General features: G+C 53.1%; 21 protein-coding genes. 6 read left to right on the forward strand and 15 right to left on the reverse strand.

Annotated features, from left to right (window positions below):
* The 9 genes from AACZ40_RS01650 to AACZ40_RS01690 form a co-directional block, all read right to left on the reverse strand.
* Positions 1-548: VWA domain-containing protein (locus tag AACZ40_RS01650; RefSeq protein WP_339672939.1), on the reverse strand; the 548-nt coding region annotated here is incomplete at its 3' end.
* Positions 542-1462: a VWA domain-containing protein gene (locus tag AACZ40_RS01655; RefSeq protein WP_291170515.1), complete on the reverse strand. Its 921-nt coding sequence runs from the start codon at positions 1460-1462 to the stop codon at positions 542-544. The genes AACZ40_RS01655 and AACZ40_RS01650, both read right to left, overlap by 7 nt.
* A gap of 111 nt (positions 1463-1573) precedes the next feature.
* Positions 1574-2452, reverse strand: coding sequence for a hypothetical protein (locus AACZ40_RS01660; RefSeq protein WP_291170517.1), 879 nt, complete (start codon positions 2450-2452; stop codon positions 1574-1576).
* Positions 2452-3312 (reverse strand): DUF58 domain-containing protein, encoded by an 861-nt coding sequence (locus tag AACZ40_RS01665; RefSeq protein ID WP_291170519.1) that lies wholly within the window; start codon positions 3310-3312, stop codon positions 2452-2454. Before AACZ40_RS01665 ends, AACZ40_RS01660 begins: the two co-directional genes overlap by 1 nt.
* Before the next feature lie 59 nt (positions 3313-3371).
* On the reverse strand, positions 3372-4412 hold the full coding sequence (locus tag AACZ40_RS01670) for a MoxR family ATPase (RefSeq protein ID WP_339672947.1): 1041 nt from the start codon (positions 4410-4412) through the stop codon (positions 3372-3374).
* 462 nt (positions 4413-4874) lie between these two features.
* On the reverse strand, positions 4875-6101 hold the full coding sequence (locus AACZ40_RS01675; protein WP_339672950.1) for a carbohydrate porin: 1227 nt from the start codon (positions 6099-6101) through the stop codon (positions 4875-4877).
* Between the two features lie 205 nt (positions 6102-6306).
* Positions 6307-7185, reverse strand: a complete 879-nt coding sequence (locus tag AACZ40_RS01680; RefSeq protein WP_291170524.1) for an alpha/beta hydrolase — start codon at positions 7183-7185, stop codon at positions 6307-6309.
* A gap of 101 nt (positions 7186-7286) precedes the next feature.
* Positions 7287-7727 carry a hypothetical protein gene (locus AACZ40_RS01685; protein WP_291170526.1) on the reverse strand — a complete coding sequence of 147 codons (441 nt, stop codon included), beginning with the start codon at positions 7725-7727 and terminating at the stop codon, positions 7287-7289.
* 47 nt (positions 7728-7774) lie between these two features.
* On the reverse strand, positions 7775-8386 hold the full coding sequence (locus AACZ40_RS01690; protein ID WP_291170528.1) for a heme-binding protein: 612 nt from the start codon (positions 8384-8386) through the stop codon (positions 7775-7777).
* Positions 8387-8673: 287 nt separating this feature from the next.
* On the opposite strand from AACZ40_RS01690, the gene AACZ40_RS01695 reads away from it, so the two are divergent.
* The 3 genes from AACZ40_RS01695 to AACZ40_RS01705 all read left to right on the forward strand — a co-directional run bounded on the left by AACZ40_RS01695 (position 8674) and on the right by AACZ40_RS01705 (position 12618).
* A complete protein-coding gene (locus tag AACZ40_RS01695; protein WP_291170530.1) occupies positions 8674-9084 on the forward strand; it encodes a DUF1353 domain-containing protein in 411 nt (136 codons plus the stop codon).
* Positions 9085-9512: 428 nt separating this feature from the next.
* A complete protein-coding gene (locus AACZ40_RS01700; protein ID WP_291170532.1) occupies positions 9513-10943 on the forward strand; it encodes an MFS transporter in 1431 nt (476 codons plus the stop codon).
* A gap of 55 nt (positions 10944-10998) precedes the next feature.
* A complete protein-coding gene (locus AACZ40_RS01705; protein ID WP_291170533.1) occupies positions 10999-12618 on the forward strand; it encodes an ectonucleotide pyrophosphatase/phosphodiesterase in 1620 nt (539 codons plus the stop codon).
* Positions 12619-12633: 15 nt separating this feature from the next.
* On the opposite strand, the gene treZ is transcribed toward AACZ40_RS01705, so the two are convergent.
* Genes treZ through AACZ40_RS01720 form a run of 3 tightly spaced genes read right to left on the reverse strand, consistent with a single transcriptional unit; the run spans position 12634 to position 19461 of the window.
* Positions 12634-15252, reverse strand: a complete 2619-nt coding sequence (gene treZ / locus AACZ40_RS01710) for a malto-oligosyltrehalose trehalohydrolase (RefSeq protein ID WP_291170535.1) — start codon at positions 15250-15252, stop codon at positions 12634-12636.
* Positions 15253-15268: 16 nt separating this feature from the next.
* The gene (locus AACZ40_RS01715; RefSeq protein ID WP_339672958.1) at positions 15269-17236 is read right to left on the reverse strand and encodes an alpha-amylase family glycosyl hydrolase; all 1968 of its coding nucleotides are present in this window, start codon (positions 17234-17236) and stop codon (positions 15269-15271) included.
* Positions 17233-19461: an HAD-IIB family hydrolase gene (locus AACZ40_RS01720; RefSeq protein ID WP_291170539.1), complete on the reverse strand. Its 2229-nt coding sequence runs from the start codon at positions 19459-19461 to the stop codon at positions 17233-17235. Before AACZ40_RS01720 ends, AACZ40_RS01715 begins: the two co-directional genes overlap by 4 nt.
* 523 nt (positions 19462-19984) lie before the next feature.
* On the opposite strand from AACZ40_RS01720, the gene AACZ40_RS01725 reads away from it, so the two are divergent.
* Positions 19985-21397 (forward strand): sigma-54 dependent transcriptional regulator, encoded by a 1413-nt coding sequence (locus AACZ40_RS01725; RefSeq protein WP_291170540.1) that lies wholly within the window; start codon positions 19985-19987, stop codon positions 21395-21397.
* 23 nt (positions 21398-21420) lie between these two features.
* Here the strand turns inward: AACZ40_RS01725 and AACZ40_RS01730 are convergent, their stop codons facing one another.
* Complete coding sequence (locus AACZ40_RS01730) at positions 21421-22149, reverse strand: SGNH/GDSL hydrolase family protein (protein WP_291170542.1); 729 nt, start codon at positions 22147-22149, stop codon at positions 21421-21423.
* Between the two features lie 165 nt (positions 22150-22314).
* On the opposite strand from AACZ40_RS01730, the gene AACZ40_RS01735 reads away from it, so the two are divergent.
* Positions 22315-22761, forward strand: a complete 447-nt coding sequence (locus AACZ40_RS01735) for an SRPBCC family protein (protein WP_291170544.1) — start codon at positions 22315-22317, stop codon at positions 22759-22761.
* 271 nt (positions 22762-23032) lie between these two features.
* Here AACZ40_RS01735 and AACZ40_RS01740 read toward each other — a convergent pair whose 3' ends face one another.
* Together AACZ40_RS01740 and AACZ40_RS01745 are read right to left on the reverse strand one after the other, a co-directional pair.
* A complete protein-coding gene (locus AACZ40_RS01740) occupies positions 23033-23431 on the reverse strand; it encodes a carboxypeptidase-like regulatory domain-containing protein (protein ID WP_291170546.1) in 399 nt (132 codons plus the stop codon).
* A gap of 107 nt (positions 23432-23538) precedes the next feature.
* Positions 23539-24477: a DUF1559 domain-containing protein gene (locus AACZ40_RS01745; RefSeq protein WP_291170548.1), complete on the reverse strand. Its 939-nt coding sequence runs from the start codon at positions 24475-24477 to the stop codon at positions 23539-23541.
* Between the two features lie 503 nt (positions 24478-24980).
* On the opposite strand from AACZ40_RS01745, the gene AACZ40_RS01750 reads away from it, so the two are divergent.
* Complete coding sequence (locus tag AACZ40_RS01750) at positions 24981-25727, forward strand: DUF1080 domain-containing protein (protein WP_291170550.1); 747 nt, start codon at positions 24981-24983, stop codon at positions 25725-25727.
* Positions 25728-25859: the final 132 nt, after the last annotated feature.

Here is a 25859-nt window from a genome sequence, read left to right on the forward strand (position 1 = left end):
GATAATTCCGCTGCTTCCTGTAAACCGGAAAACAGGTCCGTCTCTCCCGAAACAAATGCATGATGCATCGGCAGGTCATTAAATATATTGCGAATGACTTCCATATCTTTTGTCTCTTCGACCACCCGTTTCGCTGAGTTATAGACGGCAATGACACTCGTACGATAACGATGCATATTGGCCCGTGAGAAGAATGAATCCATCACTACGGCAGCGCGTTTCATGCGCGTCTGGTCTTTCTTCTGGCCCGCATCTTCCAGCCGCATACTGGGAGAGACATCAAGGACGATCAGCAAATGTTTCATTTCGCTCTCATCGATGGTTTCTGCGACGTGAATTTTGGGAGTCAGCAGCATTAATGTGATCAAACCCCAGCAAAGCGCCGTCAGCGACAGTACCCGTAAGACTGGTGCGAATCTGGCCCAGCTGGCTGGCTGCGCTGCAGGACCGAAAACCAGAGGCGCAATCCGTCTGATCCGCCGGGCATGGAGCTGTTCTGCTCCAATGGCAATCACAAATACAACCAGTGCCGCCAGCTCTGCTACCAAGGTGTGTACCTCAATCCAAATAAGGTTAGCGTGCTGCTGCCAAGCAGAATCAGTCCTGCCAGGCTGTAAGGATAAAAATGATCCATCGATTCCGCAGCCGTCCGTTCCATCCGTGTTTCCTGCATCTTATCTATATGCTGAAAGACCGTTTCGAGGGCTGCCGGGTTTTCCGGTTCAAACACTTCGCCTCCCGTCAACCCTGTAATATTCACGACAGAGCCTGGAACCTCGCTGGACGCAATATGAATTGCGTAGACGACAATCCCGTCGTCTTTCAGTTTAGCGGCGATTTCCAGATCCTGACCGTTCCCCAGATCAAAGCTGTAACCATCTGACACCAGGACAATCATACGGTCCCCTTCTTCACGCGAGATCAGGACTTCACGACAGGCCCGCAGGGCTTTTCCGATGGATGTGCCTCCCAGCCAGTAAGGATGCCCGGGGCTGAGGGGATCCATAAAGGGGGGCGCACATTTGATTGCAGAGACATCCGTAGTCAAAGGCACCCAATGCAGCACTTCGTTACCAAAAAACGTCAGGCCGAACGCATCGCCTTCTCGATAATCGAGAAACTTATTAATCGCAGCCATCGAGGCATCGTAGCGTGTTCCTTCTCCGAATGAGGCAGTCATGCTGCCTGAAACATCGACGCACAGTTCGATATTGGTCAGTACCCGCTTGGACTGAGGGGCACTCAGCTGCTGTGGCCCCGCCAGTATCAGGATCACCACTCCCAGAATGAGCGCCGGTAATGACTGCGCAAGATTAACCAGGGTGCCGAGCGACCTTCCTCGCGGTTGAATTCCATGGTCAAAAGGCATGACGACACGACCACCTTCGCGGCGCCAGACCCAGATCAGGAGCCACACCGGCAACGCTAAAAACACGAGCACCCAGGGGTGAGTGAAACTCATGATGCTTGAGAACCTGTTAAAGTTAATGTGATTTTCGATTTCAAACGACTGTCCTCTCACCAGATTTCAATAAAATACGTTCAACTGTTTTACGCTGCACCGGTTCGACTGTCAGGGAGCCAGTGAAGCCAGCTCCTCGTCCAGAGCTTCTGCTGGAAGATGTTGATAGGGCTTCAGAATTTTTGCGATCTGAGTGGCATCCACTTCCTGATCTGCATGCGGACGATGCAACAGAATTTCCAGCTGTTGCAGTAAAGGCCCGGCTTCTGCATGTTGTCTCAAAATTTGTGTCACCTGGGAGATATCGGTCCGCTCCAGGTGTAACCGTTTTCGCCAGTAAGCTACCAGCATCATCTCCAGTTCTGCCATCTGAGTTTTGCTCAGTTTTCCGGAAATGGCTTTTTCCACCATCGGCTGCAGACGGTCTGACAGGGAAGCGGGCGGCTGTTCGTTTTCTGCATCCTTCGTTACCCTCTTTCGCCTGGCGAACAGGATGATGAGGATTCCCAGCATCCAGGCAATGAAGATCAATGTTAACCAGAACCGATATCCGCCGATCCGGGGAATCGGGACGGCGGCAGGGCTGTTCGGTTCCACTCGATCTGCGGCGAGGATTGATTCTACCTGTACGGGAATCGCAGGAACTTCGCCGAGAGAACTGTGATCTTTACGTTCCAGAAAGTGAACCAGGTTATATTCACCCTGCTGCAAGCCATAGTATTCCAGTTCATATCGGAACATGTCCGGACCATGCGGATGCGTACTGATGATTCGTAAAATAATCGGATCGTCGTCTGTGATGTTTTTTACCTGCAATTCGGAGCCAGGCAGAACTACCTGCTCAATCCGCGCTGCCATTCCGACAGAAGTTGTCGACTGGTTCTCAGCCAGGCAGAGCCGGGTTGAACCAAGGCAGAGCGAAAGTACGATGCAGGAAAGTGTAACCACGATCCAGGTCCGGGCGGAACCGGTTTGTTGATGACCACGCATTAGCGGCTCCCCCGAGACAGGATGCCGCGTGAGGAAAAGAACTGACGCAACCGAGGCACAAACGGTTCATCTGTCTCAACCAGCAGATGATCAATCCCACTGCGTTTCAGTTGAAAATCCACCTGTTCCTGGTCGAGGCAACTCTGTCGGCCATGCGTGACAAAATCGCTGCCGGTTTCCGCTTCCTGGGCTCGCATCAGACCCGCGCCGCGCAAGCCGACTTCTGCAGGGTCGCGAAACTGGATGACCACAGTGTCATGGATTTGTGAGAGCTGTTTGAGCGCAGGCACCGCTCGCGGATCATGCAGATCGGAAAGAACGATTATCAGGGCCCGGTTTTTCAGACTCGGACTGAATTCTGCCACCCGCTGCCCCAGTGTGGTCTGTTCGTCATAGCGGTGACGTCGCAAGCGGACCAGCCACTGCATGACCTGGTCTTTGGACAGGCTGGGATGAACCCGAAAATCGGTTTCGCCGACCCCCAGTACTCCCACCGGACTGACTCGTTCCAGGCACGCGAATGCAAGTCCCCCGGTAATGTGTAACGCTAACGCGTATTTACTTTTGGGCGTAGAACTGATCATCATAGAAGCCGAGGTATCGATCAGCAGATAACAGGGGAGCCGTTTGGGAGTTTCGTACTCTTTGATAAAGAGCTTGCCCGTACGGGCAGTCACACGCCAGTCGATGCTTTTGATCGGATCACCTTCCTGGTATGGCCGCGACTGAAAGAATTCCAGACCCGAACCGAGGAAGGGAGAACGGTCGGTTCCGTAGCTCAGACTGTCGGCCAGCCGTTTCACCGCAATATAAAACTGCCGTGCATTCAGCGGATCAATCTGTTCCAGCAAGCCTTCCATGAATCACCTGTTTCAATTCAGAGAGAGTAAAGAGGAAAACCATTTCCATTCAATGGCAGCTAAACCTCCCGGGAAATCAGAGATGGCGTGGCTCCCAGGTCTCGCAGCATATCCTGCAGAACCGCTTTACCGGTCAGACCATCGGCCAGTGCTTCATAATTCAGCCGGATGCGATGGAGGATGACATCTTCTGCGAGCACAAACAGATCTTCCGGAATCACATAATTGCGACCGTTGATCAAGGCACGAGCCCGCGAGGCTTTAATCAGGGCAATCCCCCCGCGAGGACTGCAGCCCAGTTCGATATTCGGATGATTTCGTGTACGGTTAATGACTTCGATTACATGCTCCAGAAATGTATCGCTGACATGAATCTCGTTCACGGCCTGCATGCAGTTCACCAGGTCTTCGGACGAGCCGACCGGCTTGTGTTTCATCACGTCAAATTCAGTATTCACCACCGCACCCCGGTCTTCCTTGCGAATCCCCAGTGCCATATTGCGTTTCAAAACTTCGCGTTCTTCAGAAGGATCGGGGTAATCCAGGCGGTGACACAGCATGAAGCGGTCGAGCTGCGCTTCCGGGAGCTCGAATGTACCGGCCTGCTCTACCGGGTTTTGTGTGGCGATCACCAGGAATGGTGCAGGCAGGGACATTGTTTCGTTGCCAATGGTAACTTTTCGCTCCTGCATCGCTTCCAGCAGAGCCCCCTGCACTTTGGGTGCTGCCCGGTTGATTTCGTCTGCCAGCAACAGGTTGGTAAATACCGGACCGGTTCGGGTGACGAACTCATTGGTTTTCTGATCCAGAATTTGTGATCCCAGAATATCAGAAGGCAGCAGATCAATCGTGAACTGAATCCGGGAAAAGTCGAGGTCAATGGATTTGGACAAAACCGAGACCAGGAGGGTTTTAGCCAGTCCGGGTACTCCCTGCAGTAGAATATGCCCGCCTGTGAAGAGAGAGATCAGCAATCGTTCGACGACTTCATCCTGGCCGACCACCACGGTCGCCACCTGATTTCGCACATCCTGAATGAATCGGGCGTTTTTGAGAACGTCGTCTGAACTCTCAGTATGACTGGCAGCTGAAATATTCATAAATAAGATCGTTCCAGGCTAAATTGCGAATGTTTTCAGAGAGAAGGCAGATCTCTGGTTAATAGAATCACACACACTGCAGGGCGCGGTTCTACCAGGCCTAAAATGGCGATAGCGATCCAAAACGGTATCACAATTAACCAGAACGTCTCTCATTCTAATATACCCGGTTCAGGGGACCCGGGAGACGCATCAGTAAAACGGGACACAGCATGGACAATAGTCCTGGAAAATAAACAACAGCACACTACCATCATAAAAATGAGGTTCACTGCCTGTCAACTACTTTCGTTTTATTTTGATGACGTCTCTGCAGCAGTGACAGTTCCACAAAACCGATTTTTCGATATGTGCAGCGGAAAGAAAACCAGCTTTCAGCTCCGTTTTTTTATGCGGCGCTGAACCATGACAGGGCATCGCTGTTTTTATTAGCGGGGCTGCTGCTGTTTCCGGTGTCTTCCCCTACAATTCCCACTGGAAGCGGATGCCGGCTACCAGCGCGTCGGGATAGATGCCCGAGGGAGTGGTAAAGTACTGGAGGTCGGGCTGGATGATCAGGTTGTCATTCACTTTTGCTTTGTAGAAGACTTCGATCATCACTTCCTGATCGGTGCCCCCCTGATCGAGGTCGACCCAGCCTGCGCCGGCGCCGGTGATGTCTGCATCGCGATTTCGGAACAGGCCTGTGTAAGTAATGCCCGCCAGCGCATCGTGAGGGATTTGCGGGAAGGGAGAATTGTCGCTGCTGTAAGTGGGAAAGTGCTGGACGAAGGCGGATAAGCCTTGCGGACTGTCTTCATCACTGCCCGCTTCGCGAAACAGCATTTGCTCGTACTGGAAGTAATAGCCGTATGCACTGGGGATGACACCCGCTGGCACCGATCCCTGTGTTTCATAGGTCGCGCCCGCAGTCAAGATGCCGGGAAGTTGACTGAAAGGGGCTGCGAAACGATATTCAAATTCACCGATGAAGAGTATGGAACCATTATTTGATAAGATGCCGACTTCATTGCTGCGGTAAGCATCCCAGAGTCCCGCCCTGACGCTGACGTCGCTGGAGAGATCGGTCATAAGCACCACGGCCGAACTGGGTGCCGGGAATGAAGGCAGACCAGCAGAAGGGGATAAGCCAAACGCAGAATTGATAAAGTCGCTGGCGGTATCTACGGTGAGGAATAAGCTACTCAGATCCTGTCTGCCGACGCGCATGGTAATTCCGCTTTCGTACAGATCCACTTCCCACCAGAGTTCACTGAGCTGGGTAATGTTATTGAGCGAATCAATATTACTGATGAGCTGCGTGGCACCGACGTACTGCTCAAGGCTCCGGCCATGTGTATTTTGAAAAAGCATATTAACTCGACCCGGAAGGGGAGCATTGAGTTTCTCAAGATCAAACGAGAGGGAAAGGTCGAGCAGTCCTTCGTAGTGCGTCGAGCCTCTGGTGGTGATTCCGCCATGCGCGTTGGTGAAGACTTCACCATAGTAGACCGGTTGAAACGTGATCCCGTTATCCGGATGGAGCCAGGAGGAGAGCAGCCGCTGATCGGGTTCGGCTGCGAAAATGTGATCGGGAACACAGCTGAGAGTACTGGTGGTTTCTTCGACCGCGCATTCCTGACCGGCTGACGGGTATGCAGGGAGCATTACCAGCAGAAACAGGAATGAAAGGAAGACCTTAAGCCGCACAGTCACGCTCTCCGTTCGCGCAACGCGTTTGATGTCGGAATAAAATTACAGAATTCTGTACTCTTATCTTCGGCACAATTGAGGGCAGATGGCCAGTCTGGCGGATTGGTCAAACTGGGGCGAGATTAACGGCGTCTTAGGGCAGTCCTTCTGCGCGTGTGACCGGGTGGAATGTCGCAAGGCGGGTCGCCACATGGGGCGACCCCTACGTCTTGAGATGCTTACGCAGGAATTCTTCCACGAACTGCAGGCGCTCGGCGTCGAAGAATTCCGGGCCGCCGTGTGCGCCGCCGTGGATGACTTTGAAGGTGACGTCGCGCTGGTGCTGTTCGTATTTGCCCTGGAGTTCATGCGACTGATTGATGGGGACTTGCGGATCCTGATCGCCGTGAATGATCAACAGCGGCGGATCCTGTTCATCTACGTGGAAGACCGGGCTGGCGAGTCGGGCGAGATCGGGTTTTTTCTCAGGTCGATCGCCGAGCAGGAGTTCCAGCGCGGGGATGCGGACGCTTAAGCCATGCGGAGTGGACTGGGAAAGGATCGTCATGAAATTGGTCGGGCCAAAATAATCGACGATGGCCTGCACGCTGGAAGACTGGTTCTTGAAGTCGCCCAGATCTCCTTCGAGTTGCTGGTTTCCGTTAGTGACCCCCGTTAAGGCGACCAGATGTCCGCCAGCGGAAGAACCGAGGATGCCGATCTTGTCAGCGTTATATCCATACTTCTCAGCGGAGCCGCGCAGGAAGCGGATGGCGGCTTTGATGTCGTGGATCTGGGCGGGAAATTTTGCGACCGGAGAGAGCCGGTAATCGACACTGGCGACGGCGAAGCCGTTCTTTACCAGATTGATAAGTGGCATGTTTGCTTTGGAGCCGGCCCGCCAGGCACCGCCGTGAATCCAGACCACAAGCGGCGGCTGTTTTGATTTCGGGAGATACAGATCGAGCAGGAGCCGATGATGGTCGGCGGTCGCGTATTCAATATCTTTGATCTGCTGATAAGGTTCCACGGCAAAACTCCGATTCGGGGCAGACAGCAGTAACAGCAGCAGAAACAGGCTCAGAGAGCAGCGACTTCTCATTGATGTCTCTTTCGATTGGTCATCAGGAACAGGGGGTGCTCTGATTATTGTAGTCCCCTGCTCTTGCAATTAACACCGGCCGGGAAGCTCTGGCGGAATCTTTAGCGGTCCGGGAAGGTCTGAAAGAGATAGACCAGCAGCAATAAACCACGTCCGGTCCAGGCGATCGTGCGGACCCAGTTGGAAATGACCAGTCCGCGAATCTGGCGGGGAGCAAAGCGGGACGCGAGGACATGATGCCGGGGAACCTGCAGAGCAGCCGTTGAGATCCAGACGACCAATAGCAGACCGACGCCGGTCCACGTGAATGCGGGTCCCATGCCGGGGGGAGGCCAGTAAACAATGGCAACGGTAGTCGCCGCTTCTGTCAGCATCATCGGGCCGACAGCGAAAGTGGTGCGGAGTTGATGTGCCTGCTGATAGCGGGTAAATCCGCTGCGTCCGACCAGGGCGAACAGGGGATAATGCACGATCTGTACAAACCAGATCAGGCCCAGCATGTAGAAGGTGGAAACCAGTTGCAGCAGGAACAGGGTTTTCACGATATCTGGTGCTCCGGAAAATGATGCCGTACTTGCTTCTGGCGGGATTATTGCTTGTCTGAGTCCATGTCGGCCGGGTTTTCCAGTCGAATCAGAACTTCATTGCGGCGAAACGGGCCTGGTGTCCAAGGAGGATCGTATCCTGCTGTTTCGAGGCTGCCTGCCTGGTTCAGTCCTTTCCGTTTCATCCAGTCTCTCAGTTTCTCTGCGGCTTTTGCGGTCGTGGCCTGATTCATCCTCCCGCTGAAACGGTAGACGGCAAAGCGTCCCCCCGCGCGCTGCTCGATCCGGACATTCTCCCCCGTGGGAATCGGAATTCCCTGTGCTGCGGTCTGTTGGGGAATGACAAAGGACATTTGTCCGTCAGAGGGTTGTGTCTCGGGATCCATAAATACAGGAGTTGTCATGGAGACTTTCTGTTCCTGCTGGTTCGCTCCATCGATATAGCGGAACAGACGCATAAAGCGGCCGTCCTGGTCGACCGGTTGTGCTTTGCTGTCCGTCGATACGAGCATTAAATCAGGATACTCGCGGATTTCGCAGGGGCCATCTGTTTCAATGACCGTGTACCGGGCTGATTCGTATGCATTTCGCGCTGTGAATTTCCAGCCAAAGTAGAACAACACGACCAGAACAGCAGCTATGGCAGAATAGATCATCCACTTTCTCTTTCGCGTGAGCTTTTTTGTCTGATTATTCACAGGGGTGCTGCCTTTTGGGGCTACAAGAATCAGGGGGAGTCGTCTAAAAAGACTTTAGTCATATCCGGATGATTGGCAAATGGTAATTCTGAACGAAACTGGTGGAATGTCATTTTTAAATTTTGGGTTGATCAATATCACGAAAGTGCGACAACGGAGCACGTAAACAACACACTCAACCTTCAATTTCCAGCTTGATAAAGCACTCGTTTGCCAGAGGATTTCTTGAGTGGGAGCAGTTGTTGATGAATGATTCAGACCGGAGGATGCTGCTGATAAGTGGTCCGCTGCAGACAGAGCGTCTTCCCGATGGCAGTCGCAGGTTATTGCGTCCTCTCAAAATAAAGGTTGGCGAGAACGAAATTACGGTTCCTGCAGATTTCGTCTCCGACTTCAGTTCCCTGCCCCCGCTGAACCAGATTCTGATTGACACTGCCCGGGTGGACCTGGCGGGGGTGATTCATGACCGCTTATATGCGACGGGTCAATTCACGCGATGTGAATCGGATACGATTTGGAGACGGACCGCGCAGTCCGGTGAGAGTCATGCCAATCTGTTGCAGGCATGGCTGGGTTGGTTGTTGATCCGACTGGGGGCACGATTTGCCTGGAATCGGGCGCGGAAAAAGAGCCGATTGTTGCGAACTCGCAAATGATACCAGCTGTCTACTCCCTCGCAGAGCGGAATGTTCATTCTGGTGTGTGCAATCGATTGCAGATACTCCAGCGACAGGGAGAGGGGCTTTACCGGGTTTTTCAACTGAAATCGTCTCCCCCGGGAACGGGGAGAAACCGTTGATTTTGGTATATTGTTTGCTCGAATTTTCCTTGAAAAATCACGGTCGCAATAGACTGGCATCGTTGATATGATGCGCGATAATGGCCATCTGCTGACAACCGTGGATTAAGCGAGCGATGACATTAAGAACCTGGCCACACCTTTTGCCCCATATTTCAGCCCTCCGTTCAGCACCAGTCCCTGCCTGAATGAACGCGCAGAATTCCTCAGCGAATTCGACGGGAGTGTGGATCACAACAGGGTCGCCTCAAACTGCAAACCCTATATTCTAAGGATAGATGTGACGTGTGGTCTCTGAAAACGGCACAACGGGCATTAATCGCCGCCGGTTGTATGGCGATGATCTATACCCAGTTTACGATGTCGCCAGCGACGATTGAGTTTGCCCGTTCCCTGGGGGCGACAGGCTGGCACATCGGGATTCTGGGTGCGCTGCCGACGATGATGCTGTTCTTTCAGTTTCTGGCAGCCGTGGTGGCGAATCACCTGGAGTACCGCCGCTGGCTCTGGCTACCGATCTCGATTCTACAGCGGCTGATTTTGGTTCCGATTGCTCTGATGGCCTGGCTGTTTCCGGACATGTCTCAATCCGCAGAATTGTGGTGGCTGATTATTCTGACGGCGGTAAACCATGCTTTAATCCACTTCACAACGCCGCTCTGGCTGTCGTGGCTGGGTGATTATCTGCCTCATAAAGGGCTCAATCATTACTGGGGGTATCGCCAGGTCTGGATGTACTGGACCGGGGCGATTTCGCTGCTGGGCGGTGCGATCTTTCTGGCGAAGAGCGGTCTGGATATCGGCGATGGATTTGCCTGGCTGGTTGGTGTTGGCGCATTGTTTGGCGTATTCGATATCCTGTTCTATATGAAAATTGAAGAACCGCCGGTTACCAAGGTGAAAGAACCGAAGCTGAAAAAGGTGCTGATGACGCCGTTTCAGGATCCCAATTTCCGGTCCTTCATTTCGTTTACCTGTTTCTGGCATTTTGCAGCGATGCTGGGGGCTCCGTTCATCAGTTATTACCTGCTGGATTACATCGGGATGGATGTGTTCCGTCTGCTGCTGTTGTGGACGTGTGCCTGGCTGGGGGGGGCGGTCTTTTCAAAGCATCTGGGTTCACTGGCTGATCACTATGGAAACCGTCCGGTTCTGATATTGTGTACAGCGTTCAAGTCGACGAACATGATCGGCCTGCTGTTTCTGCCGCGGGATCCGACGCTGGCATTTTGGATCATGGTACCGGTATTTATTGTGGATTCCCTGCTCAACGCGGGTATTGCCATCGCGAATAACGGCTTTATGCTGAAGAATTCGCCTTCCGAAAACCGGACCATGTATATCGCCGCGGGAACCGCGTTTGCGGGCCTGGTGGGAGGTGTGACATCCATTTTGGCAGGTGGGTTTCTGGTACTTGCTTCCGGCTGGAGCATCACGGTCTTTGGCTCGGAGTACAATAATTTTCACATGATTTTTGCTTTCAGCCTCGTGATGCGTCTGATTGCAGCAGTCTATGCCCGAACAATCCGCGAGCCTGATTCGCACTGGACGTCACAGGTTGTGATGAAGCTGGTCGGCGTCACGCCATTCCGTATGTTGCGTTTCCCGGTCGGTCTGTATCGTTCATTCCGTCCCGAGGAACTGCGGGGCAAGCCCCGTAAAGGCAATCGCGGAGAAAAGCAGCCGGAAGTGGCCGCCAGAACCGAACCAACCTGAGTTCCCTCGCTAACCAACAAATAAGATTGAACCATCACGACGTAGGGGTCGACCCATGTGTCGATCCGATTTGCGACGTTCCACCCGTTCGCACGCGCAAGGGAACCGTATACAACATCCCCCCGGTTTACCAGTAGCATCCGAACCCCCGCGGGCGGCCCATCTGTCGATCCCTGTCACGTATGAATCGCGGTGCGAGGTTGCATTGTTGCGAAGGGGATTCCAGAATGGAGGGGAGCCGGTCTGTGCTGCAGGCCGGGAATTGCTGTTCTTTCAATATCACCGGGAGACCTCTTCCATGCGCGGGATGATTGCTGCTTATCTGTTGGCTGTGGTGTGGCTGTTTAATGCGGGGGATCGTGTTCAGGCTGCGGAACCTCATGAGGACCGGTGTGTGATTCTGGTCAGTGTGGACGGTCTTGCCCATTTTTATCTGGATGACCCCCTCGCGGATATGCCGACGTTGAGAAAGCTGGCGAAAACCGGTGCCCAGGCTGACGGCATGGTCTGTTCGTTTCCGACGGTGACCTGGCCGAACCATACCACCCTGGTGACAGGGACGACGCCGGCGAAGCATGGAGTGATCGGGAATAATTACCTGGATCGTAACAGCGCCTCTCCAGTCCCCTTTATTCCTGATCCACTGTTTGATAAAGATCAGATTGTCAAAGTGCCGACGATTTATGACGCCGCTCATAATGCAGGGCTGGTGACGGCGGGCATCGTCTGGCCGGCGACACGGAACGCACGCACGCTGGACTGGACGGTGCCTGACATGTTTGGCAAGGAAGCGTGGCCGAAATATGCAACACCGGTCTGGTTGAACGAACTGCGGGAGGCGGGGCTGCCTGTGGATCTGCATGGAGACTGGACGGGAGAGAGCGGCGGCGGCGTGAAGCGGGACTGGCTCTATACGCGCATGGCCCGGCACCTGTTCGAAAAACATCCGCCTAATCTGTTGATGATCCACCTCGTCGAGGTCGATCATGTGGAACATAAATATGGTCCGCGGAGCCCGGAAGCCTATTGGGCCGTCAGCTATGCAGATGACCGTCTGCGGGATATTGTGGAAGCGATTGAACGTTCACCGCATCGTGATAAGACGACGCTCGTTGTGGCCAGCGATCATGGCTTCTTTCCGATTTCCAAAGACATTCGCCCGAACGTGATCTTGAAACAGGCAGGACTGCTGTCCAAAGAAAAGAAGCAGGCGTACTGCCTGTCGCAGGGAGGCGCGTGTATGGTCTATCTGCTGGATGACGCGAAGCGGGAGGAAATGAAAGCAGAGCTGAAGAAAAAATTTGCCGCTGTGGAAGGAGTCCAGGCAGTTCTGGATCAGGATGAATATACAAAGCTGGGGCTGCCTACACCTGCGGAAGATTCCCATGCTCCCGATTTCTGGTTGTCGGCAAAGTCCGGGTATTCGTTCACGAACAGTGAAACGGGGGATGATGTGATCGCGCCGCGAAAGACGCCGGGAGGCACGCACGGTTACCTGCCCGATCAGCCTGATATGCTGGCGACGCTGGTGATCAACGGGTTTGGTATCAAGCCTGGCTCGAAGCTGGGCAAGGTTCAAAGTATCGATGTGGCACCGACAATGGCCCGCTTACTGGGCGTCGAACTGCCGACCGCCCAGGGGAAACCGTTAATGTCGGCATTGCAGGACGATTGATCGTTGCTGTCGTCGTTATGAGCGGGTCACGATCGTATGATTCGGGGCAAGCCGGATCTGATTGTTTTCAACGACAGGCTCTGGTTCTGAAGACAGGATCAGCGCGCCGGTGAGGGGGATCGACACGGGTGGTGCCGGTGTATCAGCGAGGGGAGTCAAACGGGCCTGGATTCTGAAATGCTGGTATTGCAGTGTGAAAATGCCGGATTGATGGTCACAGTCTGTCTGCAGATTTTCCGGTGTGAGCCAGCCGTCGTTGATCCCCTGTTTTCTTAACTGGAGCAGCCGCTGATACCAGTGAAACATATCCGGATCCCGCAGGGGTGCTTCGTTCCATTTGGCATTGAAGAAAGCTTCCGCCTGCGAAGGCAGCAGTGCATCCTGCCAGATATGAGATGGATAATCTCCCCGACGGCCGACGTCGACGGCGTCGCGCAGGTGGCGGTCTTCGAAGTCGACAAAGAACGGGAACGGGGCTGAAGTCGCGAATTCTTCTCCCATGAAAATCAGCGGAATTCCCGGATAGAGCAGGACGAGTGCCGCGGCTGCTTTCTGAAAGGATTTGGACGTCAACTGGTGCAGTCGCTTGCCATGCGGATGATTGCCGACACTGTCGTGGGTCTGAAGTGCAATGACGAGTGAGGACAGGTGCTGGCTGGAATTCGCAGTGATTCGCTGAGATTCGGTAACGCGTGTGTTTTCATGACCGGCATACAGGTAGCCGTGTTGCAGCACTTCTGCGAGATCCGGAGCGCCCCGGTAGCCGCGATGTGTGAGATGTACTTTGGGAAGTGCCAGAGAATAGAGGGAATACATCAGACAGTCGCACCAGATGCCTTCGTAGGCTGCCCTGCTCGGATTGGTCGTTAACAGATCATGGTTATAGACGTTGGTCTCGGCAAAGAGATGCACGGGCCAGTTCCTGGTTTCCGCGTGCTCCGAGACTGCCTGCCTGATTTCTTCCAGGATATGGAAATGGCTGTCGTCATACATGCAGTGTACGGCATCGAGTCGCAGACCATCCAGATGATATTCTTTCAGCCAGAAGACTGCATTTTCGGTAATGAACCGGCGGACGTGACCGGAATCAGGACCATCGTAATTCAGGGCTTCTCCCCACGGTGTATGGTGCCTGTCTGAAAAATAAGGACCGAATTCAGAAAGATAATTTCCTTCCGGACCCAGATGGTTATACACCACATCAAGAAAGACGGTGAGACCCGAACGATGGCATTCGTCGACGAATGCTTTGAAATCGTCAGGAGAGCCGTAGGTGTTTCGAACGGCAAACAGATTGACGCCATCATAGCCCCAGTTCCAGCGGCCCGGTGTCTGCGTGACTGGCATGATTTCCACGGCCGTGATACCGAGTTCAATCAGTTCTGGAATATGTTCCATGGCGGCCTGAAATGTACCCGCTCTGGTGAAAGTGCCGACATGCAGTTCGTAGATCACCAGGTCCCGTTTCGCAATTCCCTGCCAGTCCTGATCGGTCCAGGAGAAATCGAATGAATTACGGATTTGTGATGCGGCGTGGACTCCCTCGGCCTGAAACCGGGATGCAGGATCGGGGCGCGAGATCTCGTCATCCATGCGGTACAGGTAATAGTCTCCCGGTCTGACGTTGTGCAGTATGCCTGAAAAATAACCATGTTGATTGCGAGTGAGCGGATGCAGGCTATGATTCTTCTGCAGTTCCACCGCGACCTGTGTTCGTTGCGGCGCCCAGACTCGAAAGCAGGTGGAATCAACGGTGAGCGGAGTGGCTCCCAACTGGCTGCTTTCAGACGGAATCTGTTCAGCAAGTCCAAACCAGCGGCAGCCTTCCAGCACGCCTGAAGTGGCGGTCCCCTCTGCCAGATACAGCCGGTTTTTCCAGCCTGACGTCTGGTGAAGGTTATACACGCGCTGGGCCAGCTGGCGGTCTGCGTTTCCTACCAGAATCGTTCTGTAGCCTGCAGTCAGTGCTGCCAGGTCATTGCCGGAGTCGCCGGCAAAAACGATATTTCGGGGATCGTATCCATTGTTTTCAGTCCACCATTCCAGGGCAAGTGCCTTAGAGACGGTGGCTGGCAGAAGATCAATCAGGCCATCTCCATTAAAGGGATCGACGCTGTTGATAATCGAATAAGGGGCATCGGTCTGAGTCAGAATTTCCTGGATGCGATCAACGAGTGATTCCAGCTGCGCTGCGTCTGCGTAATAGCTGAGTTTGAAACGCCCCTGTTTGAATGATTCCTGGAGACGGAGCCCGTCAATTGCTGCTAACTGTTCGCGCAATGCCTCGATTGACATGGCGGCGATGATCTGGTCCTGGTAGTCCTGGTAAGCCGTGACCAGGGTAAATTCCTCGTTTTCCTGTCGCTGAAAAATGGAAGTACCGACATCACAGATGATCCACTCCGGCACGGGCAGTTGAAAATCCTTGATCGCCTGTGAAACAGACTCGAAATGTCTGCCGGTCACAAAGATCAGGGAGTTGCCGCGGGCCTGGAACTGCTCAGTCAGAATGCGGAGGTCCGACTGGTTTTGCGGGTCCCTGTTTAACGGGATCAGGGTTCCGTCCAGATCGGTGGCCAGTACCTGCGCTGTGAGTGGCGCAGCAGTCTTTCCCGCAGAGTTCTGCGTGGACATCAAAACGCTCCTTCGATTAAACGCGGTTCAGCCAGAGAATCTGGTACGGTTCCAGTACCAGTTGCTCTGATGTCGCGTAAGTTTTGTCGTTGATGACATTCTGGAAAAACCGACCGAGTCCTGCGGTACGGAGTTTGTTGCCTTCGATGACCTGTGCTTCGTCAGAGAAGTTCGCCAGGACGATCAGGCGATTGCCTTCGTAGAGACGAACGTAACCCAGGATGTGCTCATTGGCGGTCGCGATGAGTTCCATTTCCTGGCCTGCGAGCGCAGGCAGAGATTTTCGCAGGGCAATCAGTTTTTGTGTGGATCGAAAAATCGTGGAACGAATGGAACCGTTGCCCAGCTTGATATGATCGTCGAGTTCTTCAAGGAATTCCCATTGCATTTTCGGACGATGGATCCAGCGGGAATCGCCGGCTTTGGCGGGATCTTTCACAAAGTCGTAATCATTCAGCATGCCCCACTCTTCCCCCAGGTACAGCAGTGGGATACCGCCGATACTGAGGGAGACGCCGTGCAGCAGCAGCATGCGGCGCAGCGCCAGTTCTTTTTTTTCTTCGTTGTCTTCTTCGATCGCCTGTTCGAGGCCGGCAAGGGACGCCATGGTCCCGGAAATCCGCATGTCGCCGGTCTCATGGTTTTCCTGAAAAGGGACGCCCCGCGCGAAAGAGCCGGGAAACTGACCGGTATAAAAGTCATTCAGGAATTTGCGATGGTCATAGGCGTTGATACCGATTGCCTGGGCATCGGCGTCGTCAAAGGTCCAGCCAATGTCATCGTGGCAACGCAGGTAATTCACCCACGCGGTATTTTTGGGGAGTTTGTAGCGATGCCTGAGTGTCTGGATCAGCAGTGAAACATTGCGGGTTGCCAGTGATTTCCAGAGCAGCGCCATGAGTGTGGGATTGTAAGAAATCTGGCACTCGTATTCACTGATGTATTTGACGACATCGTCCGGGTGCACGATGGCTTCTGACTTGAACAGCAGGCCGGGTGTGGCGATGCGGGCCAGTCGATTGAATGCCTGAATCAGCGTGTGTGCTTCGGGCAGGTTTTCGCAACTGGTGCCCATCTTTTTCCAGATGAAAGCGACCGCGTCGAGTCTCAGGATGTCGATGCCTGTGTTGGCGATGAATAACATCTCCTCAAGCATGGCGCGAAAGACAGCCGGATTCGAGTAGTTCAGGTCCCACTGGAAACTGTTGAATGAGGTCCAGACCCACTGCTGCATCCCGTCGTGCCAGGTGAAATTGCCCCGGCGGACGGTGGGAAAGATTTCGCGCAGGGTGCGTTCGTATTGTTCGGGTTTTTCACGATCGGGGAATATATAATAGTATTCTTGGAACTCGCGGTTTCCTGATTGCGCCAGTTTGGCCCACTCGTGATCGTCAGAAGTGTGGTTGAAAACGAAGTCAAGTACGAGTGAGATCCCTGCCTGCTGAAGATCGGTTGCCAGCAGCCGTAGGTCTTCAATCGTACCCAGGCGCGGATCGACCGAGCGATACGTGCTGATGGCGTATCCGCCGTCATTGTTACCCGGGCGGACTGCAAACAGCGGCATTAAGTGCAGGTAGGTGAGCCCCAGGTTTTTGAAGTAGCCGACCTGCTCGCGGAGTTTGCTGAGATTTTCCCCGAAGAGATCGACATACAGGGCCCCCCCGCTGATGCGTTCTGACTGAAACCAGTTGGGTTCATTGATGCGATGTCGGTCAATCGCGCACAGGTCCTCGGGCCGTTCCGCCCAGCCTCGGGCCGCGGTCAGCAGTACCTGTTCGATGTGATAAAAGAAATCGTACCGGGAGCTGTAGAGTTGAAACAGCAGTCCAAACAGGGGACGCCAGTGCTCAGCCAGTCTCGCTTCAAATTCATGCTGTTTGACATCGTCGATCTGGCTGGTTTGCCAGACTTGCTGCAACTGAGGCTGCAGGCGCTGCAGTGTCAGATCCGCCTTGAAGTCTATCTCATCCTGCGCGGTGCTCATTCGATCCGATCGTTGGGAATAGTAATCTTGCCTAAGAAGTTGTAATACCTGATACCTTCGAGGATGCCCGCCGCGTGGGAGGCCTCTGCGAAATAGACGCGTGGCCGGTTGCGGAGTCGTTCGAGTTCTTCACTGTGATTTCCGACGACCACACCCAGGGTGCGGCCCAGCAGCATGCCGGCGTCATTGCCGGAATCACCGGAGACGAGCACGTGTTCCGGGGCGAACCCCCATTTCCAGAGCACGTGTCTCATGGAAAGATCACTTCCGCCTCGCACCGGGATGACATCGAGGTACATGCCGAGGGACATAATAACCTTAGCACGTAATCCGGCCTCCCGAAGAATTTTTTTGATGGTCGTAATACTCGGACTGACATTCGTGTCGATTTCATAACTGATTTTAAATTCGGACTGATGTTCTTCAATTTGCGGGTAAAAACCGGGTTGCATATCGAGGACATCTCGAATCTGCTGCGGTTTCCAGGCGTAATCAATCGATTTTCGCCAGCTGAGGTCTGGCGTCAGGTTTTCGCCGTAGTGTAACTGTGTTCCTGCATCGGTGTCGATGAGGTCTGGCTGAGGCAGTCCCAGCTCTTTGATCAGTTCCATTGCCGAGTCGAGACGACGACCCGTGGCGATACCGAAACCGATGTGATCATTCTCGCGAATCAGCTCTACAAATTCCCGAAGAGCGTCATCATCACCGGTCAGTGTATTGTCCAGATCGGTGATTATCAACCGGTCAAATTCCGGGAGTCTCCGCATGCTGGATTTCTCAGGCAGATCTGCCAGCACGGGGGCCGGTGAATGTTCCAGGATATCATCCAGATCACGGAGATAGCGTTCCGCATGATGACTCCACGAATAATGTTCGCGGGTTCCCTTGATGCCGTTATCTGACCATTCGGTCCACTGTTCAGGTTCGGTTAATGTACGGAGCAATGCATGCTCGATGGCAGGTTTATCCATGGGATCGACGAGCAGACCGTTTTTGCAGTTGGCAATAATATCGCGGGGTCCGCCATCATTGGTGGCAACGATAGGTAATCCGGTGGCGCCGGCTTCGAGCAGTGTCAGTCCGAATGGTTCCGTTAGCGCCGGATTGATGAAGACCCCTTTCAACGAAGTCGCCAGCCGATACAGTTCAGGCACATCATCCGGCTTATGGGTTTTCGGGTAAGCGACCTTTCCGTAAAGATTGTAGCGGTCGATCAGGTACAGAATGTGATTGATAATCCGCCGCTGTGCCTTGGGCAGGTCACGCAGATCATCGCGTGTGCCCATGACCAGCACGAGGTTCGCCAGTTTCTGCAACTGTTCGCTTTCCCCATACACGCGGACGAGCATTTCCAGATTCTTTCGCTCATCGGGCCGGGCCATGGTGAGAATCATGGGTTTATCCGGTTCCTGCAAAAAGCAGTTCAGATCCTCGGCAATTCTCGGAGTGGTCCAGTCTTTCTTTGCAGGTGAGAAATTGGTGAGGTCGACGCCCGGCGGGATGACTTCCATGCGCGCGGGCTGGTAATGATCATAGAGTTCATACTGCTGCTGGACTTCCTGGTTGGTGCTGGTGACTACCATGGAAGCGGTTTCCAGCGCGAGTTCCTCGGCTTCAATCCGCGAAGTGAATTTATATTTACTCTCCAGTTTATCCATCGCCTGTTCTTCTTCTTTGCCCAGAGAAAGTCGCTGGCGTTTGACGCGTCCCAGGGAGTGCCCGGTAAAGACATAGGGGATATGCAGCAGCCGTGCGAGTTGTGCGCCGGCGACGCCCGCATCAGCGTAGTGGCCGTGGATGATGTCCGGCAGTCCGGTGCGGCGAAAATGCTGCAGCGTCTGGTCGATAAACAGCTCAATGAAAGGCCAGAGCGATTCTTTCCGCAGATAACGTTTGGGGCCAAACGGGATGCGGACGATCTTGGCGTTCTCAGAAATCTGTTCTTCCACCTGGGCATAATCGTCATCCACTTTGGGATCGATGATCTGCCGCGTGAGCAGTTCGACCTCGCGGACATGTGAGTGTGCCGCGAGTTCGCGGGCCAGTTCCAGCACATACTTGACCTGACCACCCGTGTCGGCGTCGCGCCCCAGTTCGCAATCATGTCCACGTATCAAACCATGCAGGCTGATCAGGGTGATTTTGAGATCGCCGCGTTTGTTTCTGGTCAGCCTGGCAGCGCTGGTCTTAGCTTGTGACGAGTTCTTTAACTCATTTCGGGCCATTTGATTTAGTCCTGTTCGTTCAAAATCAGTGAGAGAATGTGGGGTCTGGTGAATCGACTTGAAATGACATGTCGATTCGTGATGACCGGGCGAGACGTTATATGAAAGTGATTGCCTGTTTTGCGGATTGTTTTGCAGTTCAGCGCCGGTGATTCCGATCGCGGGTTTCGATTGTACGTTGAGTGATCACTTTGATTGCTCAGCGACCGGTAACAGGCTTTCCTGTTTCCTGCACGGAAGTTGCAATAAGTCTTGTTAATCGAACTTCTCCTGAATAGATCATCTTCGAGCCAGTGTTCTATCTGTTCAAGGTAGCAAAGGTCATGCCGAAAAGTGGGTTAGTCGGAACGTGATTATGGGACAGTGATGGCCCGGAATATGTGACAGACTTGTCTCATATGTGGTCATGTTGATAGAATGGGAAGCTGGTGTCGCATTTTGAGATTCCTGATCTGAACTGTTTTTGCTGGTTGAGATCGCGTGCGCTACGAGAATCTCAATCAATGCCGTCCCGGGAGATGACATGCAAAAACCATTGATTGTCTGCAGCCTGCAAAACCGCAATTCCAAAGGAGCGCTGCAGTCGCTGGATTGTGAACTGCTGCGGTTACCTGCGGCAGAGCAGATACTGACCACGGAGTTCCCGCGTCCGCCTCGGTTGTTTGTCATTCACACGGTCTCCCTGGATCATGACGCGACGCGGGCTGTCATTCTTTCTCTGCGCAGTCAATGGCCCTTGACGGAAGTGCTGGTATGGGCACCCCAGGCGGAGGGGAATACGGTACGGACTTATTTTCAGGCGGGCGCGCATGATGTCGTGCTGCATCGCCAGGAGTCGAAGCTGGCAGAAGCGGTGTCAGCGACCCTCGAGAATCAGAAGTTTCTGCCGCGCATGCATGAGCAGAGTCGTCAACGCAGCAAAGGTTCACGATTTGAATCGATGTTGAGCCGCAGCACGGAGATGTGGGGGCTGTTTGAACTTTGCACGCGTGTCGCGCCCACCGATGCGACTGTTTTAATAGTGGGAGAGACGGGCACGGGCAAGGAACTGCTGGCGCGGGCCGTGCATCGACGATCCGGGCGCGAGGGGCGATTCGTAGCAGCGAACTGCGCGAGCATCCCCCCTGACCTGATCAATTCCGAACTGTTCGGCTATGAGAAAGGCGCGTTTACCGGAGCGGACCGGGCCAAGAAAGGACTGGTAATGCATGCGAATAAAGGGACACTGTTTCTGGATGAGATCGGCGACATGCCTCCCGAAGCGCAGCAGTGCCTGTTACGCATGCTGCAGGAAAAACGGATTCGCCCGGTGGGCAGCCGGGTGGAGTCAGAGATCGATGTGCGGATCGTGGCGGCAACGAATGTGCAACTCGATCAAGCCGTGCGCGACGGAAACTTCCGGGAGGATCTGTTTTATCGCCTGGATGTCATTCGCGTGAATGTCCCCCCCCTGCGTCAGCGTCCGGAAGATGTGTATCTGCTGTTCGGTCATTTCACCACGCGACTGGCAAAACATTACGGGTTGGAGCCGCCCATTTTTACCGACAGTTTTCTGGATGCACTGCTGGAATACGAATGGCCGGGCAATGTGCGCCAGCTGGAAAACCTCAGTGAACGACTGGTGCTGGAACGCTCGCAGTCTGCGTTAACGGCCCGTGACTTCGACAAGCTGCGGAATACAAATCTGGTGGAGACTCCGCAGACGCGCGAACATAAAAAGCAGGCAGCATGGCGGAACAGTGTCGATCCGGGCCGGTCTCTGCAGGAGAACCTGGATCCGGTGATTGAAGAACTGGAACGGGAGTATCTGCAGGCTAAACTCAAACAACACGCGGGGCGCGTGGCGGAGACCGCTGAGGAAGCGGGGATCAGCCGGCGGACATTACTGCGAAAGATGAAACAGTACGGGATTGACAAGCAGAAATTTAAATTGTGAAGCCATCCGTTTGAGCTTATCTGTCATTTGTTCTGAATCGCTTTCAGAATTGCAGCGGCAATGGCCTGCATGCCCTGGTCGCCGGGATGCGCTGCGACGCCGGCGTGCTGGAAATCGCGTTCTGATCGGGCATAGTTCTTTTCTTCTTTGCCGAGGTTGCTGATATCAACAAAAATTCCACCTGCTGTCTGACAGGCCTGGCGTAACGCATCGTCTTTTTTCTGATCGGGCCAGAAACTGCTGCGGACAATGATGGTCGGCTGGTTGTCGGACTGTAGCTGCTTGAGCAGTTTTTCCACGCTGGCCTGAAACGTCGCCTGCGCTTCTGCCGTCTTGAGCTGCGGTACGTTTTCTCCAATGGCGAGCACCACCAGATCGGGGTGGAATGCGAGGGCGTCCTGCAGATGTTCCTGCAGGTCATAAGTCGCGTACAGTCGCTCGAAGGCGGCGATATTCTTTGCCAGCATGGTGGGGTCGGTTCCGGAGGATTTCGCCAGCGAACGCGTAACGAGATGGACGTAATCCTTGTCCCGACTGCTGGCTGCCATGCCCCAGTTCCCTTCCCAGCCAATCTTTTTGGAAGGGCCATGCAGTGTGATACTGTTTCCCAGGAAGAGTATTTTCTGATAGCGGGCTGTGGATGCCGGTTCAGCAGCCTGAGTCGCCGTGTTAAGAGTGCCGAGGGCGATTGTGATAAAACATGCCAATCCTGATAACCACAGAGACTGTGTTTCAATACATCTGGATTTCATTATGCGATGGCTTTCTCTTACGAATTGTTTTCCCACGGGAAAGATGATGAAATATCATGATTTTTGCGAATCCTTGTCGAAACGGGTGACTCTGATACGACCACCTCATGTTGCCACCAGGCAGTGATCCGTTTCACACATCAATTAAAGAGGGAAAATAAAGTCATGTCAAACAATTCCGTCCAGTTACACCGTGTTTTGCGTACGACACCGGAAAAAATCTACCGTGCCTTTCTGGAGGCAGACGCCTGGTCGCGCTGGCTGCCGCCCGATGGATTTACTGCCCGCGTTCACGCGATGGATGCCCAGGTGGGAGGAACGTATCAGATGTCATTTACGAATTTCACAACCGGGAACAGCCATTATTTCGGGGGCACTTATCTCGAACTGGTCCCTGCTAGCCGCATTTGTTATACAGCGAAATTTGATGACCCGAACCTGCCGGGAGAAATGAAAACGACTGTCGATCTGAAACAGGTCTCATGTGGGACGGAGATCAAGATCGTGCAGTCAGGGATTCCCGAGGTGATACCCGTGGAAGGCTGCTATCTGGGCTGGCAGGACTCGCTGGTTCATCTGGCAAAACTGGTCGAGCCGGAAATTCCAGATTAGACTGTCTGCTCATTAACTCTCAAAAGAGATTTGAATTACCGGTCAGGAAAAGCAACGGGACACTGTTCTGCAAAGCGTCCCGTTGCTTTTAAACGAGTTGAACAGGTCAGCGAATAGAGGCAGGCAGGGAGTATGAAGAGCGGAAAGCGGGCATCCCGGCTGCAGCACTCAAGCACTGTGAACGCGGACAAAGCGCATAAAACGACCATAATAATCGTCGTGCAAAAAACGAAAAGCTTCCTCAGTTCCGAGGTACAGGATGCAGGAATGGTTATTTGTTTTGAAGTTCAAAGTTAAACTCGTTCTCACCCGTTTTGACGTCTGCCTTCAGTTCCGAACTGGCATTATATTTTGCGGGGATTAATTCCTGGCCAGCGACCTCTCCCTCCGTCTTGATAATTTTCACGACATACGATCCAACGGGAACTCCCGGTTCGTCCTGTTTTGACTTCATCTCATAACGCCCCTCGGCATCGGTGACACCATGCGAGGAATCGCCGGTTGCAGATTCATAGATGATGATCGCGTTATCAAGGGCTTCCCCGTTGAGTGTCACTTTACCGGATACTTTTTCCCGAGGGACACCCGAGCCACCAGCACCGCAGGAAAAGAGACCAATACAGAGAATAAGCAGACAGCAGGTAGAGACGAACCGTTTCATATGATGCATTTATCGTGTTCCTCAGAGTTGCAGCGCCTTCCGAGATGAATTTCCGGAATGCTTGATGGGTAATTTCAATGGAGAGGGAAAATCAGTGAATCAAGAATGAATCGGTGCTAGTATTCACCGATCACTTCACCGCCTCTGATGGAAACCAGATTTTTCAAAGTGTTGATATCCAGGTTTTCGCTGAGAAATCTGACGCTTCCGTCGCCGAGCAGAGTATGAGCGCCCCCTTCATGCAAACTGCCAGCGCCGAATGCGTAAACATATTGCGAAGCAGGATAGCCATTGATTCCAAAATTTCCATAACTGGGCGTGATCCAGTTGGTATGATTGTAATGACTCCAGAAAGGTCCATAGTCATTACTTGATTTCTGAATCGGCGTCTCCAGGATGATGATGCAGTTACTGGATCCATCAGTAATTTCACTGAGTTTCGCTGCCCCATTATGTCCCCAGGCGGATTTTCTGAGATCAGTGTCACCGGCATAGGTTTGCGTGGTCGAATTCTCAATCGTGTTTGAAACAATCCCGTAACTGACACGGTGATTCTTGTTGCAGGCATAATGCCCTGTTCCAGATTTAGTATAAGGGTCTAATGCCTGATTGGTCATGCCCGGATCTGAAGGGCAGCGGAAAATCACGATGTTATGGTCGGTGGCAGTCGGCTGAGAGCCTCCGCCCCCGCGTCCGTCGACATCACAGACTCCTGTGGCCGCTTCGAAGTTGATCGAATTATAAATATTGGTCTGATCAAGAAAGGGGAGAATCATCATATACATCGTATGATTGCGAACCAGTCCCGTAGCGACCCAGTTGGCGGAATTGATTGCTCCGGCGTTAATATCACCAGGGGGAAAAACACGATGCGTGTCATGATAGTTGTGGATTGCCAGGCCCATCTGTTTCAGATTGTTCTTACAGGTGGAACGACGGGCCGCTTCGCGTGCCTGCTGGACAGCGGGAAGCAACAGGGCGATCAGGATCGCAATAATTGCGATGACAACCAGTAACTCAATCAGGGTAAAACCACGTGAGTAACTTTTTTTCATGAACCAATACCCTTGCAGAAAATGAATCGGAGAGAGATGAGCAAGGCGAGCAACTGCCAATGTATATAAATATTTATAAGCAGAATCTAATCGAATGTCAACTAATTTCTATTCTTTATTAAATAAACGGAAGGTCAGTGCTCATCCCTACTTCCAGTCTGTCGATGCAGGAGATTTGAGCGGCATGCCCACCAACGGGAGCGCGTATTGTAACAACGTTTAAAAAACACTTCCCTTCTCACTGCAGGTGGGCCAGATAAGGGGAGTCAGTTCAAAAACCTCTTCCGGGGTATTGGGTGATGCGTTAATGGACCAGCGGCAGAGGCTGGGCCACTCTTATTCGGTGAGTACTGCTGTTTCTGAAATTTGGCCCTGTTTTCTGCCCGCACATTGTATTTCCTCGTGGGCCTGATTAGAGTAATTACTTAGGAAGGTTGCTGAATCTCCTACTGGTCTGATTTTATGCGCTGTTGAGCTGCAGCGAACAACATGAGGAACAAATAATGAATCGATCGTCGTTTATCAAACAGAGTCTCTCGTCCCTGCTGGTGCTTTGTCTGCTGGGGAGTTCCGCCGGTTTTGCCGGTGATAAAAAAGAGGCGGAAACAAAGAATGAGCCGCCGGAAGGTTTTATTGCGCTGTTCAACGGGAAAGATCTCTCCGGCTGGATCGGCATGAACTATCATCAGGTCAAAAAAAGTCCTGAGGCTGTCAGAAATATGCCCGAAGCCGAGCGGAAAGCGTTGTTGAAGAAGAACTGGGAAGATGTGCTGGAACACTGGTCGGTAGAAGATGGCGAACTGGTGAACGATGGGCATGGCGTTTACCTGACGACAGCCGAAGATTATGGCGATTTCGAGCTGCTGCTCGATTATAAAACCGTCGCATTAGCCGACAGTGGGATCTATCTGCGTGGCGTACCTCAGGTGCAGATCTGGGATACCACCAAAGAAGGCGGTAAATGGGACCGCAAAGCCAACCTGGGATCGGGTGGTTTATTTAATAATCAGGGGGAAGGCAAATATCCCCTCGTTCATGCCGACAAACCCTTTGGTGAATGGAATCATTTCCGGATCATCATGAAAGGGGACAAGGTCACCGTTTACATGAATGATCAACTGGTGGTAGACAACAAAAAGATGGATAATTATTATGAGAAGAACAAACCGATTTACGAAACGGGTCCGATTCAGTTACAGACACATGGCGGCGAGATTCGTTTCAAGAATGTCTTTCTGAAAAAACTATAAGCAGAAGAAATACGAATTCTGGAAGATCACTCATTCTGCCACCCTGGCAGAGTGAGTGCCAGCCGGATGGGATGCAGGTTGTCTGTTCCGGGATTCGTTTTTGCTGTCACTCAACTTGATCACGGAGGGATT

It is taken from the genome of uncultured Gimesia sp., assembly GCF_963972345.1.
Classification (GTDB): domain Bacteria; phylum Planctomycetota; class Planctomycetia; order Planctomycetales; family Planctomycetaceae; genus Gimesia.

Coding starts and splice junctions, on each gene's coding strand:
- AACZ40_RS01735 (WP_291170544.1), top strand. CDS start 22,315: ATGTCAAACAATTCCGTCCAGTTACACCGTGTTTTGCGTACGACACCG.
- AACZ40_RS01725 (WP_291170540.1), top strand. CDS start 19,985: ATGCAAAAACCATTGATTGTCTGCAGCCTGCAAAACCGCAATTCCAAA.
- AACZ40_RS01670 (WP_339672947.1), bottom strand. CDS start 4,412: ATGAATATTTCAGCTGCCAGTCATACTGAGAGTTCAGACGACGTTCTC.
- AACZ40_RS01690 (WP_291170528.1), bottom strand. CDS start 8,386: ATGATCTATTCTGCCATAGCTGCTGTTCTGGTCGTGTTGTTCTACTTT.
- AACZ40_RS01705 (WP_291170533.1), top strand. CDS start 10,999: ATGTGTCGATCCGATTTGCGACGTTCCACCCGTTCGCACGCGCAAGGG.
- AACZ40_RS01745 (WP_291170548.1), bottom strand. CDS start 24,477: ATGAAAAAAAGTTACTCACGTGGTTTTACCCTGATTGAGTTACTGGTT.
- AACZ40_RS01750 (WP_291170550.1), top strand. CDS start 24,981: ATGAATCGATCGTCGTTTATCAAACAGAGTCTCTCGTCCCTGCTGGTG.
- AACZ40_RS01715 (WP_339672958.1), bottom strand. CDS start 17,236: ATGAGCACCGCGCAGGATGAGATAGACTTCAAGGCGGATCTGACACTG.
- AACZ40_RS01720 (WP_291170539.1), bottom strand. CDS start 19,461: ATGGCCCGAAATGAGTTAAAGAACTCGTCACAAGCTAAGACCAGCGCT.
- AACZ40_RS01655 (WP_291170515.1), bottom strand. CDS start 1,462: ATGAGTTTCACTCACCCCTGGGTGCTCGTGTTTTTAGCGTTGCCGGTG.
- AACZ40_RS01680 (WP_291170524.1), bottom strand. CDS start 7,185: ATGAGAAGTCGCTGCTCTCTGAGCCTGTTTCTGCTGCTGTTACTGCTG.
- AACZ40_RS01665 (WP_291170519.1), bottom strand. CDS start 3,312: ATGGAAGGCTTGCTGGAACAGATTGATCCGCTGAATGCACGGCAGTTT.
- AACZ40_RS01660 (WP_291170517.1), bottom strand. CDS start 2,452: ATGCGTGGTCATCAACAAACCGGTTCCGCCCGGACCTGGATCGTGGTT.
- treZ (WP_291170535.1), bottom strand. CDS start 15,252: ATGTCCACGCAGAACTCTGCGGGAAAGACTGCTGCGCCACTCACAGCG.
- AACZ40_RS01695 (WP_291170530.1), top strand. CDS start 8,674: ATGAATGATTCAGACCGGAGGATGCTGCTGATAAGTGGTCCGCTGCAG.
- AACZ40_RS01740 (WP_291170546.1), bottom strand. CDS start 23,431: ATGCATCATATGAAACGGTTCGTCTCTACCTGCTGTCTGCTTATTCTC.
- AACZ40_RS01730 (WP_291170542.1), bottom strand. CDS start 22,149: ATGAAATCCAGATGTATTGAAACACAGTCTCTGTGGTTATCAGGATTG.